Origin of the sequence: Streptomyces sp. R21 (genome assembly GCF_041051975.1) — a bacterium.
In the GTDB taxonomy this organism is placed as follows: Bacteria; Actinomycetota; Actinomycetes; order Streptomycetales; family Streptomycetaceae; genus Streptomyces.
This window is the reverse complement of the sequence record NZ_CP163435.1, coordinates 2141603-2156790: the sequence shown is the minus strand read 5'-3', so window position 1 is coordinate 2156790 and position 15188 is coordinate 2141603. Positions and strand designations below refer to the sequence as shown.

The 15188-nt window shown below is 72.6% G+C and carries 15 protein-coding genes and 1 pseudogene; 11 read left to right on the top strand and 5 right to left on the bottom strand.

Annotation, left to right across the window (positions count from 1 at the left end; all coding sequences use genetic code 11):
• Positions 1 to 5 precede the first annotated feature (5 nt).
• The 7 genes from AB5J56_RS09815 to AB5J56_RS09785 all read left to right on the top strand — a co-directional run bounded on the left by AB5J56_RS09815 (position 6) and on the right by AB5J56_RS09785 (position 8777).
• Entirely contained in the window at positions 6 to 1976 is a 1971-nt protein-coding gene (locus AB5J56_RS09815; RefSeq protein ID WP_369232062.1) for a S9 family peptidase, read from the top strand.
• Between the two features lie 31 nt (positions 1977 to 2007).
• Positions 2008 to 2937: an LD-carboxypeptidase gene (locus AB5J56_RS09810; RefSeq protein WP_369232060.1), complete on the top strand. Its 930-nt coding sequence runs from the start codon at positions 2008 to 2010 to the stop codon at positions 2935 to 2937.
• Positions 2938 to 3122: 185 nt separating this feature from the next.
• On the top strand, positions 3123 to 4913 hold the full coding sequence (locus AB5J56_RS09805; RefSeq protein WP_369232058.1) for a CocE/NonD family hydrolase: 1791 nt from the start codon (positions 3123 to 3125) through the stop codon (positions 4911 to 4913).
• Between the two features lie 63 nt (positions 4914 to 4976).
• Positions 4977 to 5225, top strand: a complete 249-nt coding sequence (locus AB5J56_RS09800; protein ID WP_369232056.1) for a DUF1049 domain-containing protein — start codon at positions 4977 to 4979, stop codon at positions 5223 to 5225.
• A gap of 54 nt (positions 5226 to 5279) precedes the next feature.
• Positions 5280 to 5864 carry a GNAT family N-acetyltransferase gene (locus AB5J56_RS09795; RefSeq protein WP_369232054.1) on the top strand — a complete coding sequence of 195 codons (585 nt, stop codon included), beginning with the start codon at positions 5280 to 5282 and terminating at the stop codon, positions 5862 to 5864.
• A gap of 5 nt (positions 5865 to 5869) precedes the next feature.
• On the top strand, positions 5870 to 6766 hold the full coding sequence (locus tag AB5J56_RS09790; protein ID WP_369242471.1) for an arginase family protein: 897 nt from the start codon (positions 5870 to 5872) through the stop codon (positions 6764 to 6766).
• 40 nt (positions 6767 to 6806) lie between these two features.
• On the top strand, positions 6807 to 8777 hold the full coding sequence (locus AB5J56_RS09785) for a DUF5107 domain-containing protein (protein WP_369232052.1): 1971 nt from the start codon (positions 6807 to 6809) through the stop codon (positions 8775 to 8777).
• Positions 8778 to 8805: 28 nt separating this feature from the next.
• Here the strand turns inward: AB5J56_RS09785 and AB5J56_RS09780 are convergent, their stop codons facing one another.
• Positions 8806 to 9153: a VOC family protein gene (locus tag AB5J56_RS09780; RefSeq protein WP_369232050.1), complete on the bottom strand. Its 348-nt coding sequence runs from the start codon at positions 9151 to 9153 to the stop codon at positions 8806 to 8808.
• A 169-nt stretch (positions 9154 to 9322) separates the two neighbouring features.
• On the opposite strand from AB5J56_RS09780, the gene AB5J56_RS09775 reads away from it, so the two are divergent.
• Both AB5J56_RS09775 and AB5J56_RS09770 read left to right on the top strand, forming a co-directional pair.
• Positions 9323 to 9859 carry a phage holin family protein gene (locus AB5J56_RS09775; RefSeq protein ID WP_369242469.1) on the top strand — a complete coding sequence of 179 codons (537 nt, stop codon included), beginning with the start codon at positions 9323 to 9325 and terminating at the stop codon, positions 9857 to 9859.
• A gap of 27 nt (positions 9860 to 9886) precedes the next feature.
• The gene (locus tag AB5J56_RS09770) at positions 9887 to 10135 is read left to right on the top strand and encodes a hypothetical protein (protein ID WP_369232048.1); all 249 of its coding nucleotides are present in this window, start codon (positions 9887 to 9889) and stop codon (positions 10133 to 10135) included.
• A gap of 67 nt (positions 10136 to 10202) precedes the next feature.
• On the opposite strand, the gene AB5J56_RS09765 is transcribed toward AB5J56_RS09770, so the two are convergent.
• The 4 genes and pseudogenes from AB5J56_RS09765 to AB5J56_RS09750 all read right to left on the bottom strand — a co-directional run.
• Positions 10203 to 11123, bottom strand: coding sequence for an enolase C-terminal domain-like protein (locus tag AB5J56_RS09765; protein ID WP_369232046.1), 921 nt, complete (start codon positions 11121 to 11123; stop codon positions 10203 to 10205).
• The gene (locus AB5J56_RS09760) at positions 11120 to 11365 is read right to left on the bottom strand and encodes a GMC oxidoreductase (RefSeq protein WP_369232045.1); all 246 of its coding nucleotides are present in this window, start codon (positions 11363 to 11365) and stop codon (positions 11120 to 11122) included. Before AB5J56_RS09760 ends, AB5J56_RS09765 begins: the two co-directional genes overlap by 4 nt.
• Positions 11362 to 11547 (bottom strand): hypothetical protein, encoded by a 186-nt coding sequence (locus AB5J56_RS09755; protein ID WP_369232043.1) that lies wholly within the window; start codon positions 11545 to 11547, stop codon positions 11362 to 11364. Before AB5J56_RS09755 ends, AB5J56_RS09760 begins: the two co-directional genes overlap by 4 nt.
• Positions 11548 to 11612: 65 nt before the next feature.
• Positions 11613 to 11723, bottom strand: a pseudogene (locus AB5J56_RS09750) (LLM class F420-dependent oxidoreductase); the annotation flags it as partial.
• Between the two features lie 192 nt (positions 11724 to 11915).
• Here AB5J56_RS09750 and AB5J56_RS09745 point away from each other — a divergent pair.
• Positions 11916 to 13334: an NAD(P)/FAD-dependent oxidoreductase gene (locus AB5J56_RS09745; RefSeq protein ID WP_369232041.1), complete on the top strand. Its 1419-nt coding sequence runs from the start codon at positions 11916 to 11918 to the stop codon at positions 13332 to 13334.
• Complete coding sequence (locus AB5J56_RS09740; protein WP_369232039.1) at positions 13331 to 15178, top strand: transketolase; 1848 nt, start codon at positions 13331 to 13333, stop codon at positions 15176 to 15178. Before AB5J56_RS09745 ends, AB5J56_RS09740 begins: the two co-directional genes overlap by 4 nt.
• Positions 15179 to 15188: the final 10 nt, after the last annotated feature.

Sequence of the window (15188 nt, the reverse complement as noted above, 5' to 3'; positions counted from 1 at the left end):
GGGGAGTGGGGGAGTTGACCGAGACTCTGCCGTACGGAGCGTGGCCGTCGCCCATCGACGCGACGCTCGCCGCCGCGCACGACGGGCACCCCGAGTACGTGGGCTTCGTCGGCGAAGAGGTGTGGTGGAGCGCGCCGCGGCCCACCGAGGGCGGACGGCGGGCGCTGGTGCGGCGCAGGGCCGACGGCACCGAGGAGTCCGTCCTGCCCGCCCCGTGGAACGTGCGCAGCCGGGTCATCGAGTACGGCGGACAGCCCTGGGCCGGCGTCATGCGCGCCGGCGGACCGCTGGTGGTCTTCGTGCACTTCGCCGACCAGCGGCTCTACGTCCACGAGCCCGAGTCCGGCTCCGGACCGCGCCCGCTGACACCGGTGTCCCCGGTGGGCGGCGGACTGCGGTGGGCGGACCCGCAGTTGCACGTCGAGCGGGGTGAAGTCTGGTGTGTCCTGGAGGAGTTCACCGGCGACGCGCCCACCGACGTACGACGGGTCCTCGCCGCCGTACCGCTCGACGGCTCCGCCGCCCAGGAACGGGACGCGGTGCGTGAACTCTCCGACGGACGGCACCGGTTCGTCACCGGCCCCCGCCTCTCGCCCGACGGGCGGCGCGCGGCCTGGCTCGCCTGGGACCACCCGCGCATGCCGTGGGACGGCACCGAACTGATCGTCGCGGACGTGACCCCCGACGGGAACCTGCGCGGGCCGCGGACGGTGGCCGGCGGCCCCGACGAGTCGATCGCCCAGGCCGACTGGGCCATGGACGGCGCGCTGCTGCACGTCAGCGACCGCACCGGCTGGTGGAACCTCTACCGCGACGACCGGCCGCTGTGCACCCGCGAGGAGGAGTTCGGCGGGCCGCTGTGGAAGATCGGGCAGCGCTGGTTCGCGCCGCTGGACAGCGGACTGATCGCCGTCGTGCACGGCCGGGGCGCCACCGCGCTCGGGATACTCGACCCGGAGAGCGGCGAAGTCGTCGACGCGGCAGGCCCCTGGACGGAGTTCGCCCCGACGCTCGCGGTGCACGGCAGCCGCGTCGTGGGCGTCGGAGCCAGCCCGCGCAGTGCCTACGAAGTCGTCGAACTGGACGCCCGCACCGGCCGCGCCCGGGAGATCGGCGCCGCGCACGACGACCCGGTGGACCCCGCGTACTACCCGGAGCCGCAGATCCGCACCTTCACCGGACCGGCGGGCCGCGACATCCACGCGCACATCTACCCGCCGCACCACCCCACCCATGTCGCCCCCGGCAGCGAGCTGCCCCCGTACGTCATCTGGGCGCACGGCGGACCCACCGGCCGCGCCCCGCTCGTCCTCGATCTGGAGATCGCCTACTTCACCTCGCGCGGCATCGGCGTCGCCGAGGTCAACTACGGGGGCTCGACCGGGCACGGGCGGGAGTACCGCAACCGGCTGCGCGAACAGTGGGGCGTCGTCGACGTCGAGGACTGCGCCGCCGTCGCGCTCGCCCTCGCCGACGAGGGGACCGCCGACCGCGAGCGGCTCGCCGTCCGGGGCGGCAGCGCGGGCGGCTGGACCACGGCGGCCTCCCTCACCGCCACCGACGTCTACGCCTGCGGCACGATCCTCTACCCGATCCTCGACCTCGCCGGCTGGGGCACGGGAGAGACCCACGACTTCGAATCCCGCTACCTGGAGACCCTGGTCGGCCCCCTCGCCGAGGTGCCAGGCCGCTACGCCGAGCGGTCGCCCGTCGAGCACGCCGAACGCGTCACCGCGCCGTTCCTGCTGCTCCAGGGCCTCGACGACGTCATCTGCCCGCCCGCGCAGTGTGAGCGGTTCCTCGCCAGGATGGCCGGCCGCGGGGTGCCGCACGCCTATCTCACCTTCGAGGGCGAAGGACACGGCTTCCGGCGGGCCGAGACGATGGTGCGGGTGCTGGAGTCCGAACTCTCCCTCTACGCCCAGGTCTTCGTGCTGAACCCGCCGGGCATCCCCACCTTGGAGCTTGCCAAATGACCTCGTTCATACCGGAGTTGGAGTCCGCCCAGTGAAGCCTCTCGTCAGACCCGCTCGTCTCGCCCCCGGCGCCCGTGTCGCCGTCGTCGCGCCCAGCGGGCCCGTTCCCGAGGAGCGGCTGGAGGCCGGCCTCGACGTCCTGCGCGGCTGGGACCTCGACCCGGTGGTGGCGCCCCATGTCCTGGACCGCCACGCCGGGTTCGACTACCTCGCCGGTACGGACGCCGACCGCGCCGCCGACTTCCAGGCCGCCTGGTGCGACCCGAGCGTGGACGCCGTGCTGTGCGCGCGCGGCGGCTACGGCGTGCAGCGGATGGCCGACCTCCTCGACTGGGACGCCATCCGCGCCGCCGGGCCGAAGGTGTTCGTCGGGTTCAGCGACATCACCGCACTGCACGAGGCCTTCGCGACCCGCGTGGGCCTGGTCACCCTGCACGGGCCGATGGCCGCCGGCATCGACTTCATCAAGAACGCGCGGGCACAGGACCATCTGAAGGCCACGCTCTTCGCGCCCGAGACGGTATGCACGATCACCTCCCCCGGCCCCGGCGCCGCGCTGGTGCCCGGTCGGGCGCGGGGCGTCCTCCTGGGCGGCTGCCTGTGCCTGCTCGCCGCGGAGCTGGGCACGCCGCACGCCCGGCCCTCCGCGCGCGGCGGCCTGCTCTGCCTGGAGGACGTGGGCGAGGAGACGTACCGCCTGGACCGGTACATCACCCAACTCCTGCGCGCAGGATGGCTCGACGGGGTCACGGGGATCCTGCTCGGCTCGTGGGCCGAGTGTGACGCGTACGAGGAGGTGCGGGCGTTGCTCGTCGACCGGCTCGGCGGGCTCGGGGTGCCGGTGGCCGAGGAGTTCGGGTTCGGGCACTGCGCGGGCGGGCTGACGATCCCGTTCGGGGTGGCGGCCGAACTGGACGCGGACGCGGGGACGTTGACGCTGGAGGAACCCGCGCTGCGCTGACCGTTGCGCGACAGGCGCCCTGGTGCGGTACTCACTGAATCTTCGTCAAGAAACCTCCGTCACGGTGATTGACCCCGCCTGACACGTGTCACAGCATGACTACCGGTCGGTATCTACCGGTCGGTATCTACCGGCCGGTAGTCGGGTTGTCCTCAGTTCGGGTCGTCCTCAGCGTGGAGGTCTCCGTGTCCCGTCGCTCTCGTGTGCGCAGATCCCGTACGTCGCTCGCCGTTGCCCTCGGCGCCGCGCTCGCGGCACCCCTCGCCGTCGCCGCACCCGCGGGCGCGGCGACCGGCCAATACACCGTCGCCGCACTGAAGTTCACGGTCTCGGCGGGCGGCCGCAGCTGCACGGTCGACGCCGACCTGTACCGGCCCGCTGGAGTCGACCGCGACCACACCGCGCCCGCCGTCCTCGCCACCAACGGCTTCGGTGGGAGCAAGTCGGACGGCTCGACGGACGCGATCGGCAAGGCGTTCGCGGCCCGCGGCTATGTCGGACTCGTCTACTCGGGCCTCGGCTTCGGCAGTTCGGGCTGTCTGATCTCGCTCGACGACCCGCGCATCGACGGCGCGGCCGCCTCCCGGCTCGTCGACTTCCTCGCGGGCACCCGTGCCGCCGACGACGGCACCAAGGCCGACTTCGTCACCCAGGACGAGCTGGGCGACCCCCGGGTCGGCATGATCGGCGGCTCCTACGGCGGCGCGGTCCAGCTGGCCACGGCCGCAGTCGACCACCGCGTCGACGCGCTCGTCCCGATGATCACCTGGAACAACCTGGCCTACTCCCTCGACCCCAACAACGCCGCCGGAGCGGGCCCGGTGCCCGGCGCCTTCAAGTGGCAGTGGACCAACGGCTTCTATCTGATCGGCGAGAGCCAGCCGATCACCCTGCCGAACCTCGATCCCTCCCGGATCAACTCCCTCACCTGCCTGCACTTCGTCAGCGACGCCTGCGCCACCATCCGCACCCTCAACTCCGGCACCTATCCGGCGGAGCGGACCCGGCAACTGCTCGACTACGCGCACAGCGTGTCCCCCGTCTCGTACCTGCGCGGGGTGCGGACACCCACCCTGCTGGTCCAGGGGCAGACCGACAGCCTCTTCAACCTCAACGAGGCGACGGCGACGTACAAGACCCTCAAGGCGCAGGGCACCACCACGAAGATGATCTGGCAGTCCTGGGGGCACAGCGGCGGCCGCACCGACCCGGCCAGTGGCGAACTCAACCTGTCCCAGGGCAACTTGGAGACCAGCTACGTCGGCAGGCGGATCCTCGCCTGGTTCGACCGCTATCTGCACCACGACAAGAAGGTCCGCACGGGACCCGCCTTCGCGTACTACCGCGACTGGGTCACCGACCCGGGCAGCACCTACGCCACCGCCCGGCAGCTGCCCGCGCCCGACCGGAGGCTCTACCTCTCCGGCGACGGCAAGCTCGTCGACAACCGCAAGAAGGTCGCGCGCGGCAGCCGCGAGTACCACAACCTGCTGGTGCCGACCAGCCACTCGGAAAGCTCCCTCGCCGGACTGGTCGGACTGCCCGACCCGGCGCCGTACGACACCGAGGGCACCTACCTGGGGTGGACGAGCGAACCGCTGACCGGACCCCTCGACGTCGTCGGCGCGCCGAAGGTGAGCCTCAGGGTCGTCTCGCCGGCGGCCGAACGCGTGCAGAAGTCCGGTGACGCGGCCGACAAGCTGGTCCTCTTCGCCAAGCTGTACGACGTGGCGCCCGACGGCACGAAGACGCTGGTCCACCGGCTGGTGGCGCCGGTACGGGTGCCGGACGTGACGAAGCGGTTCACCGTCACCCTGCCGGGGATCGTGCACCGGTACGAGGCCGGGCACCGGCTCAGCCTCGTCGTCGCGGCCAGCGACGACGCGTACTTCGGGAACAGGGGAGTGAAGCCGGTGACGATCACCAGCGCGCCCGGCGACACCGGGGTCCTGGAGCTGCCGGTGGCCGGGGACTGAGGCGGGTCACCCGGAGGAACCTCCCACCGCGCGGGCCGCGCCCTTCGGGCTCATGCTGAGCGCATGAGCCCGAAGACCTCCGAAAAGTCCGGTGCGAGCGGCGGCAAGCGCCTCGGCGAGGTGATGACGCCCGGCAGGATCGCCGTCGCCGCGCTGGCCGTCCTCGCCCTGGTCTTCATCTTCGAGAACACGCGGAGCACCAAGATCCGGCTGCTGATCCCGGAAGTGACCATGCCCCTGTGGATGGCGCTGCTCGGCACGGCGATCATCGGCGGGCTGTGCGGGATGTACTTCATGAACCGCCGACGATGACGCCGGCAGGGGCGACACCGCCGGTGCGCACCCCTGTCCGCGTACTGTGGCGGGATGCCTGAGAACGCCGACTACCTCGCCGAAGGCCCCCGCGTGGGCATACGCCGCTTCACCTACGAGGACGGCCCCGAGTTCACCGCCCGGGCCAGGGAGAGCAAGGAGCTGCACCAGCCCTGGCTGTTTCCGCCCACCAGCGCCGCCGGCTACACCGCGTACGCGGCTCGGGTGATCGAGGACTCGACGCGGGCGGGGTTCCTGGTCTGCGAGCGAAGCGAGATGGGGGTCCCCTCGCCCGAAGGGTGGGGGAGGGACGGCGGAGCCATCGCCGGATTCATCAGCGTCAGCAACATCGTCGAAGGCGCCTTCCTCAACGGCACGCTGGGATACGGCGCCTTCGCGCACGCGGCCGGGCGCGGGCTGATGAGCGAGGGGCTCGGGCTCGTCGTGCGGTACGCCTTCTCCGCGCTGGGCCTGCACCGGCTGGAGATCAACGTGCAGCCCGGCAACGCCGGTTCCATCGCGCTCGCCCGGCGCTGCGGCTTCCGGCTCGAGGGGTTCTCGCCGGACTTCCTCCACATCGACGGCGCCTGGCGCGATCACGAGCGATGGGCCATCACCGCCGATATGGTCCGGGAATGAGCCCGATACGCGACCTCGTGGTCCTGGACGCCCCCTCCAACCTCGGCCTGCGTCCGCCCGCGCCCGGCACGGTCCCCGGCTGCTACAAGCTCGCAGGCGCGCTGCGCGAGCAGCGGATCGTGCAGCGGCTCGGCGCCCGGGAGGGCGGGGTCGTCGTACCGCCGCGCTACGACCGGGGCGACTGGCAGGAGGGCGACGGCGTGTTCAACGCGGCGGCCATCGCCTCCTACACACGCAAGTTGGCCGACCGCATCGAGCAGCACGTGCGCGCCGGTGACCTGCCGGTCGTCCTCGGCGGCGACTGCTCCATCCAGCTCGGCGCCTCGCTCGCGCTGCGCCGCATCGGCCGGTACGGGCTGGCCGCCGTCGACGGCTCGGCCGACTTCCGCCACCCCGGCAACTCGGACCGGGTCGGAGCGGCAGGAGGCGAGGAACTCGCCCTCGCCACCGGACGCGGACAGGACGACCTCACCGACCTCGAAGGCCTGAAGCCCTACCTCCAGGAGGAGGACGTACGGCTCTTCGGCATCCGGGACTACGACGACGAGCGCGCCGAACTCGCGGCGCTGAAGATCCCGGCGGTGACCGTCGGCGAGATCCGCGAATGGGGCGCCGACACCGTCGCCCGGGCCGCCGTGGGGACCCTCGAACCGCCGCACCTGGCCGGCTTCTGGGTGCACCTCGACGCCGACTGCCTCGACCCGACCGTGATGCCCGCCGTGGACAGCCCCGACCCCGACGGACTGCTCCCCGACGAACTCCTCGCGCTGCTGCGCCCGTTGGTCCGCTCACCGCACTGCGCCGGCCTCAACATCACCATCTACGACCCCGACCTGGACCCCGAGGGAACGGCGGGGGCCCTGCTCACCGACATCGTCGTGGCCGCCTTTGCGGAATCCTGACCGGGAGACACCCTGGTCAGGTCCTCCCGAGCGATGTTCCATGGTCGACGTGACGACGATCCGACGTGACGTACTGACGCTGCCCGCAGCGGAGTTGGGGCCGAGCAACCCGCTGCCGCCGCTGCGTCCCCTGGATGAGATGCACCGCATCGACGACCGTGACCGCGAGATCCTGCCGCGCGACATGGCCCGGCAGATCGGTTACGCGCCCCTGCACAGCGTCCTGCCCGAGCGCGTCAAGGACGGGTACGAGCGGCGCCGCGAACCCCGTGGCATCGACGCGATCGTGATCGAGAACGACCGGCTGCGCGCGGTGGTCCTCCCCGGCCTCGGCGGCCGGATCGCCTCCTTGCTGCACAAGCCCACCGGACGTGAACTCCTCTACCGCAACCCGGTGTTGCAGCCCTCCTGCTTCGCCCTCAACGGCGCCTGGTTCTCCGGCGGCATCGAATGGAACATCGGCGCCACCGGCCACACCACCCTGTCCTGCTCACCTCTGCACGCCGCCCGCGTCCCCGCCCCCGACGGCGGGGAGATGCTGCGCCTCTGGGAGTGGGAACGGCTGCGCGACCTGCCGTTCCAGGTCGACCTGTGGCTGCCGGAGGGCTCCGACTTCCTCTACGTCGGCGTCCGCGTCCGCAACCCCCACGAGAAGCCCACGCCCACCTACTGGTGGTCCAACATCGCGGTGCCCGAGGAACGCCGGGTGCTCGCGCCGGCGGAGGAAGCCTGGCAGTTCGGCTATGAGCGACGCCTTCGCCGGGTGCCCGTCCCGGATCACGACGACATCGACCGCACGTACCCGCTGAACAGCACCTTCCCCGCCGACTACTTCTACGAGGTGTCCGACGGGCAGCGCCGCTGGATCGCCGCCCTCGACGACGCGGGCGACGGGCTCGTCCAGACGTCGACCGATGCGCTGCGCGGACGCAAGCTGTTCGTGTGGGGCGCGGGACCCGGCGGGCGTCGCTGGCAGGAATGGCTCACCGAGCCCGGCACCGGCGGCTACTGCGAGATCCAGGCCGGGCTCGCCCGCACACAGTTGGAGCACGTACGGCTCGACGCGGAGAGCGAGGTGTCCTGGCTGGAGGCGTATGGGCCGCTGAGCGCGGACGTGCCCGCCGTGCACGGGCCGGACTGGGCGGCGGCGCGCACGGAGGCCGAGGAGCGGTTGGAGGCCGTGCTGCCCCGGGCCGCCGTCGAGGCCGCCTACGACGCGTGGAAGCCGTACGCCGACACCGAACCCGGCGAGACGCTGGCCGTCGGCTCCGGCTGGGGTGCCCTCGAAGTGCTGCGCGCCGGCTACAAGTTGGCCGGCACCCCCTTCGACGAGTCCACCCTCGGTGACGCGCAGGCGCCCTGGCTCGAACTTCTCCGCTCCGGCTCTCTTCCCGAACCCCGCCGGGTCGGGGCGCCCGGCGAAACCCTTGTCGCGCGGCCCTGGCGGGACATGCTGGAGACGGCGCCCGCCAAGCCGCTCACCGAGTACCACCTCGGCGTCGCCCAGTGGCATGCCGGCGATCTCGCGCAGGCCGTGCGCAGCTGGGAGCGCGCCCTCGAACTCGCCCCCTCCCTCTGGCCGTTGCTGCGCTGCCTCGCCGTTGCCGACCTGGAGGCCGGCAACTCCGAGCGGGCCGCCGACCGGTATGCCGACGCCTTCGACGATCTGTGCCAGGAGCGGCGCGACGACGGCGAGACGTGGACGGCGGCCACGGCCGCGCTCGGGCGCGAGGCCATTGCCGCGTTGCTCGCGGTGCGGCGGGTGGGGGAGGCGCGGGGGGTGTGGGAGCGGTTGCGGCCCGCTACGCGCGAGCGGGGTCGATTCCGGCTGATCGAGGCGGAGTTGCTCCTCGCGGAGGGCGACCGGGAGGCCGCCCGGGCCGTCTTCGACGCGGGGTTCGAGGTGGCCGACCTCCGGGAGGGTGCGGAGGCGATCGGACACTTGTGGGCACGGCTGACCGAGGAGCCGCTGCCGGAGCGGTACGACTTCCGGATGCGGCCGGATTCCTAGCCGCCGGACCCGAGGCGCGAAAAGGCCCTCACGCCCCCCGGTCCACGTACTCGTACACGCTGCCGTCCGGATGCATGGCGATGAGGTTGCGGCCCGCCGGTGTGGCGACGGGCCCCGCGAGGATGCGGGCGCCCGAGTCGCTGAGGACCTGCCGGGCCTCCTCGACGTCCTTGACGGCGATCGTCGCGGCGACCTTGCGCAGGATGTCCAACTCGGCCGCGGGCCCGCTCATCAGCAAGAAGCAGCCGACCGCGGCCACCGAGACGCCACCGCGCTCGAACCGCAGGGCGGAGCCACCGGCCAGCCTCTCGTAGAAGGGGACCGAAGCCTCCAGGTCGTCGACGCAGATCCGCAGCGTGGCTCCCAGAATTTCCATGCGGAAAAGCCTAGTTGGGGCGGGACGGGAACGAGATCGTTTCGGGGGACTCGGCATGCGCGAGCACGTCCTGCCGCAACGCGGCGAACCGGTCCAGGAACTGTGCGAGCCGCGCGGGTACCCGCCGCAACCGGTGCGTAACGCGGTGTGCGGCGGGTACCCGGCCGCCATGGACCGCTTGGAACATCTGGAACATCTGGACAAGGACCTCGTGGACGAGCTGGCGCAGGTGGCTCGTGAGGCCGTACGCGACGAGCTGCGGGAACAGACCCGCAAGCAGCGCCGCACGGCCGCGTCCGGTGCCCTTGCCCTGTACGTCGGCGCCGTGGTGGCGCTCGCGGTCGGCCTCGCGCTCGCGCTCGGGCTGCCCGGCTGGGCCGCCGCGTTGATCAGCGCCGTGCTGCTCGCCGTCGCGGGCGCCGTGCTGCGCGCAGCGGCCCGGCCCGCCGGGACCCGGCACACCACGCCGGAACACGCCGCGGACCTGCAAGGCGGCGGCGGGCGCGTGATCGGCGGCATGGCACCCGGCTTCCCGCCCGGTGGCACGGGCGGACCGTATCCGCCGGTGCCGTCCGTCGCGCCCGGTGGGGCCGTCGGGGCGACCGGGACGCTCGGCGCGGGTGCGCCGTCGCCGAGTGCCGCGGGCGTGGGTGCGCCGCGGCCGGACGACATCGACCCCGAGGCACCGCACTACCCGGCACGGTGAGCAGCGGGCGGCAGCCGCAGGGCCGTCGTGGTGACCGGAGCCTGCGGCGGCGTGGGACGGGCCACGGCCCGTGCCTTCGCCGCCCGTGGCGACCGGGTCGCCGTGCTCGCGCGGGGCGCGACGGCCCGCAGGGCCACGACTTCGGCGCCCGCGGAAGCTTCGACTCCCAGGCCCTGCCCGGCAGTTCGCAGGACCGGCTGTCTCGCAACCGGGCCGGCATGGGCCGGGCCGCCGTCCTCGGCGCGGGCGTGGGCGCCCTGGTCGCACGGAGGCTGAGGCGCCGCCTGGAGTCGAAGGCATGGCAGTACGCCGAAGAAGTCATAGCGGTACGGGGTCCACGCGCTTACGCGACCCGGTACTGCTCCACTTCCCCGGTCCGCAGCGTCGCGCGCAGGAACTCGGTGAGGCCGCCGCTGGGGGTACCTCCCACGCCCTTAAGGCAGTGGGGGAGGGTGGCGTCCACCTGGAGGCAGTCGACGGCGCCCGCCGCGACCATGCGGGCGAAGTACGGCAGGTCGTAGCCGTATTCACCCGCCGCCACATCGCAGACCAAGGCGTCGCGGACCACCCGCAGTCCGGTCAGGTCGTCGGACGACACCGGATCCTCGAACCAGCCCATGCCCTGCTCCGCGAACGCGTGACCGACCCGTACCGCCTGTTTACGGGTGTAGGCGCCGTTCGCGTCGACGTACAACTCCGCCTGGGGGCCGATGACTTCGCATGCGGTCCGGACCCGGGACAGGTCGCGGGGCACTGAGTGCCCCCAGCTCTCGCCGACCTTGATCTTCACGCGGGGGATGCCCTGTCCGTGCACCCAGCCGTTGAGTTCGGCGGCCAGGTGCTTGTCGTGGTAGGTCGTGAAGCCGCCGCTGCCGTAGACCCGCACCTCCGTACGGGCGGCGCCGAGGAGCTGGACGAGGGGGAGTTCGAGCAGCCGGGCCTTGAGGTCCCACAGGGCGATGTCGAGGGCGGAGATCCCGCAGGACGCGACGCCGGGGCGACCGGTGTTGCGGATCGCGCGGCACATTGCGTCGTGCGCGGCGGGGATGTTCATCGGGTCGAGGCCGGTGACGACCGGCGCGAGCTGCTCGTTCAGCAGGTCGGCGACCGCTGCCGGGCCGTACGTCCAGCCCGTGCCGGTCGCGTCGCCCGCCGTCACCTCGCAGATCACCACCGTCGTGCTGTCCCAGGCGAGGGTGCCGTCCGCCTCGGGTACGTCCGTGAGGACCGTGTACGCCGACACCGCGGGCGGGTGGATCCTCATCGCGCGCCCCGGCGTGCCGGTGCCCGTAGACCACCCCGCGCCCCGGCCGTGAGGTGCCCGGCTGCCAGGTCGCTGAGCAGCACGTTGGGGACGGGAAAGGAGCGCAACTCGACCTCCACGACCACGTGTTGGGGGCCTGCGCCCATCCGGCAGCCGCCCATCGGATGCGCGTACCGCTCCGCCGTCATCAGCTCGCTCGCGCCCGCCGCGCGCAGGATGTCCTCCATCACGGCCTGCGTCATTTCTCCCTCCGCAGCACCGACGCCGGCAGCCCCATGCCGCCCACCATGCTCATCAGCAGCGGCACGAACAGGGGCGGCCCGAACGCCAGGTTGTAGCGGGCCATGTGCCAGCCGCCGGGGCGAGCGCCGATGCCGCGGATGTGCAGATGGAACCGCCGGATCGCGCCCGGACCGGTGGTCATCAGCGGCCGCCCTCCTGGAGCTGCGGGAGCACCTTGGTGCGGTAGAAGTCGAAGAAGGCGCGCTGGTCGGAGATCCACAGCGACTGGAATCCGGCCTGTTCGGCCATTCGGGCCTGCTCGACGAGATCGGCCGGTCCGAACTCCTCGCACGACAGGAAGTAGCCGTACTCGGCCATCAAGGCACCTCCACGACGGAGCGGATCGGGTCGGTTCACCGGGCGGGTAACCCCGCGGATGCCCGGCAAACGCCGTTCGTGTCCGCGTTTGGGGGCCCTGACCAGGGGGACGCGGAAAGACCCGCACGCGACCCGGGCGGCTCCGGGGAAACCGACACATGCCCCCCGCAGCCGCCCCACCGGAGGCGAACCGTGGCTCGACCCCGCATCGTGATCGTCGGCGCCGGCTTCGCCGGGTACCGGACGGCCCGCACGCTGGCCCGGCTGACCCGGAACAAGGCCGACGTCACTCTGCTGAACCCGACGGACTACTTCCTGTACCTCCCCCTGCTGCCCCAGGTCGCCGCCGGGGTACTGGAGCCGCGCCGCGTCACCGTCTCGCTCTCCGGGACGCTGCCCGACGTACGCCTGGTGCTCGGTGAGGCCGACGGTATCGATCTCGACGCGCGGACCGTGCGCTACAGCGACCCCGAAGGGGGCAGCGGGACACTGGCGTACGACCGGCTCGTGCTCGCCGCCGGCAGCGTCAACAAGCTGCTGCCGATCCCCGGTGTCGCCGAGCACGCACACGGCTTCCGCGGTCTGCCCGAGGCGCTGTACCTGCGCGACCACGTGACCCGGCAGGTGGAGCTCGCGGCAACCGCGGACGACCCCAAGAGTTCCGCCGCGCGGTGCACCTTCGTGGTGGTCGGCGCGGGCTACACCGGAACCGAAGTCGCCGCGCACGGGCAGCTGTTCACCGACGCGCTGGTCCGCAAGCGGCCCCTGCGGGAGGGCATACGGCCGCGCTGGCTGCTGCTCGACGTCGCGCCCCGTGTGCTGCCCGAACTGGACGAGCGGCTCTCGCGCACCGCGGACCGCGTGCTGCGGCAGCGTGGCGTCGACGTACGCACCGAGACCTCCGTGAAGGAGGCGACCTCGACCGGAGTCATGCTCAGCGACGGGGAGTTCATCGACAGCCGCAGCCTCGTGTGGTGCGTCGGCGTACGGCCCGATCCGCTCGCCGAGTCCCTCGGGCTGCCGATGGAACGGGGCCGGCTGCTGGTCGACCCCTACCTCCAAGTGCCGGGCCGCCCCGAGGTGTTCGCCTGCGGCGACGCGGCGGCCGTACCCGATCTGGAGAAGCCCGGCCAGTACACGACGATGACCGCGCAGCACGCCTGGCGACAGGGCAGGACCGCGGGCCACAACGTCGCCGCCTCGCTGGGCTTCGGCGACCTGCGCGCCTACCGCCACCGCGACCTCGGCTTCACCGTCGATCTCGGCGGAGTGAAGGCCGCCGCCAACCCGCTGGGCATCCCCCTGTCCGGCCCGGCCGCAGGCCTCGTCACCCGCGGTTACCACCTCGCCGCGATGCCCGGCAACCGCATCCGCGTAGCCGCCGACTGGCTCCTGGACGCCGTACTGCCCCGCCAGGCCGTGCAGTTGGGCCTCGTCCGCTCGTGGTCGGTCCCCCTGGACACCGCTTCGCCGGAGCTGGCGCGGGTGGGGGCGCCGGGGAGTCCGCCTGGTGCCGGTGCCGGCGAGGCCGGCCCCACCCGCCCCCCGGCACCGACCCCCGCCAAGCCCACCGCCCCGGGATCCGACAACCCTGCCGAAGGAGTGTCATGAATACCCGTCAGATCAGCGACCTCGCCCAGCAGTTGCGCGTCGACAGTGTGCGCGCGTCCGCCGCGGCGGGCTCCGGGCATCCCACCTCCTCGATGAGCGCCGCCGATCTGATGGCGGTGCTGCTCGCCCGTCACTTCCGCTACGACTTCGATCGCCCCGCCCACCCCGGCAACGACCGCTTCGTCCTCTCCAAGGGGCATGCCTCGCCGCTGCTGTACGCGGCGTACAAGGCGGCCGGGGCGATCAGTGACAGCGAGCTGCTGACCTTCCGCAAGCTCGGCAGCAGGCTCGAAGGGCACCCCACTCCGCAGCGGCTGCCGTGGGTCGAGACGGCGACCGGCTCGCTGGGGCAGGGGCTGCCCGTCGGGGTCGGCATCGCGCTCGCCGGGAAGCGGCTCGACCGCACCGGCTACCGCGTCTGGGTGCTGTGCGGCGACAGCGAACTCGCCGAGGGCTCCATCTGGGAGGCGGCCGAGCACGCCGGACACGAGCACCTCGACAACCTCACCGTGATCATCGACGTCAACCGGCTCGGCCAGCGCGGGCCCACCCGGCACGGCCACGACCTCGGCGCGTACGCCCGCCGCTTCCGGGCCTTCGACTGGCACACCGTCGAGGTCGACGGCCACGACGTCGAGGCGATCGAGCGCGCGTACGCCGAGGCGAAGTCCACCAGCGGGCAGCCGACCGTGATCCTCGCCCGCACCCTCAAGGGCAAGGGCGTCGAAGCCGTCCAGGACCGCGAGGGCATGCACGGCAAACCGCTCAAGGACCCCGACGAGGCCATCGCCGAACTCGGTGGCAACCACGACCGCCGCGTCGAGGTCCAACAGCCGCCCGCAGCAAGGATGTTGCACGCGGTGCGGGCCGGACACCTCGACCCTCCGCGCTACGACATCGGCGACAAGGTCGCCACCCGCGACGCCTTCGGGCAGGCGCTCGCCGCGCTCGGCGCCGCGCGCGGTGACATCGTCGCGCTGGACGGCGAGGTCGGTGACTCCACGCGCGCGGAGTTCTTCGCCAAGGAGTACCCCGACCGCTATTTCGAGTGCTACATCGCCGAACAGCAGATGGTCGCCGCCGCGGTCGGGCTCGCGGCGCGCGGCTGGGTGCCGTACGCCTCGACGTTCGCCGCGTTCCTCACCCGCGCCCACGACTTCGTGCGGATGGCCTCGATCAGCGGCGCCGGCATCAACCTCGTCGGCTCGCACGCGGGCGTCGCCATAGGCCAGGACGGACCCTCCCAGATGGGCCTGGAGGACCTGGCCATGTTCCGCGCGGTGCACGGGTCCACCGTGCTCTACCCGTGCGACGCCAACCAGACGGCGAAGCTGGTCGGCGCGATGGCCGGCTGCGAGGGCGTCCGCTATCTGCGCACCTCGCGCGGCGAGAGCCCCGTCATCTACAGCCCCACCGAGGAGTTCCCGATCGGCGGCAGCAAGGTGCTCCGCGCCTCCTACGAGGACCGGCTGACCATCGTCGCGGCGGGCGCCACCGTCCACGAGGCGCTGGCCGCCGCGGACGCCCTGGACCGCGCGGGCATCCAGGCCCGGGTGATCGACCTCTACTCCGTCAAGCCCGTCGACCGCCGCACCCTGCGCGAGGCCGCCGAACGCACCGGCTGCCTGGTCACCGTCGAGGACCACCGCGAGGAGGGCGGCCTCGGGGACGCCGTACTCGACGCCTTCCTCGACGGGCGTCCCGTCCCCCGCCTGGTCCGCCTCGCCGTCCGTACGATGCCGGGCTCGGCGAGCCCCGAGGAGCAGCTGCACGCCGCGGGCATCGACGCGGAGTCCATCGTGGCGGCGGCGCAGCTGCTGGTGGAGCAGGCGGTCGTGCGCTGAGGTCATGGAC

Bases quoted from the DNA above. Each gene is read 5' to 3' on its own strand.
- AB5J56_RS09775 (WP_369242469.1), top strand. From the start codon at position 9,323: ATGGACCGCTTGGAACATCTGGAACATCTGGACAAGGACCTCGTGGAC.
- AB5J56_RS09800 (WP_369232056.1), top strand. From the start codon at position 4,977: ATGAGCCCGAAGACCTCCGAAAAGTCCGGTGCGAGCGGCGGCAAGCGC.
- AB5J56_RS09785 (WP_369232052.1), top strand. From the start codon at position 6,807: ATGGTCGACGTGACGACGATCCGACGTGACGTACTGACGCTGCCCGCA.
- AB5J56_RS09740 (WP_369232039.1), top strand. From the start codon at position 13,331: ATGAATACCCGTCAGATCAGCGACCTCGCCCAGCAGTTGCGCGTCGAC.
- AB5J56_RS09765 (WP_369232046.1), bottom strand. From the start codon at position 11,123: ATGAGGATCCACCCGCCCGCGGTGTCGGCGTACACGGTCCTCACGGAC.
- AB5J56_RS09760 (WP_369232045.1), bottom strand. From the start codon at position 11,365: ATGACGCAGGCCGTGATGGAGGACATCCTGCGCGCGGCGGGCGCGAGC.
- AB5J56_RS09755 (WP_369232043.1), bottom strand. From the start codon at position 11,547: ATGACCACCGGTCCGGGCGCGATCCGGCGGTTCCATCTGCACATCCGC.
- AB5J56_RS09795 (WP_369232054.1), top strand. From the start codon at position 5,280: ATGCCTGAGAACGCCGACTACCTCGCCGAAGGCCCCCGCGTGGGCATA.
- AB5J56_RS09780 (WP_369232050.1), bottom strand. From the start codon at position 9,153: ATGGAAATTCTGGGAGCCACGCTGCGGATCTGCGTCGACGACCTGGAG.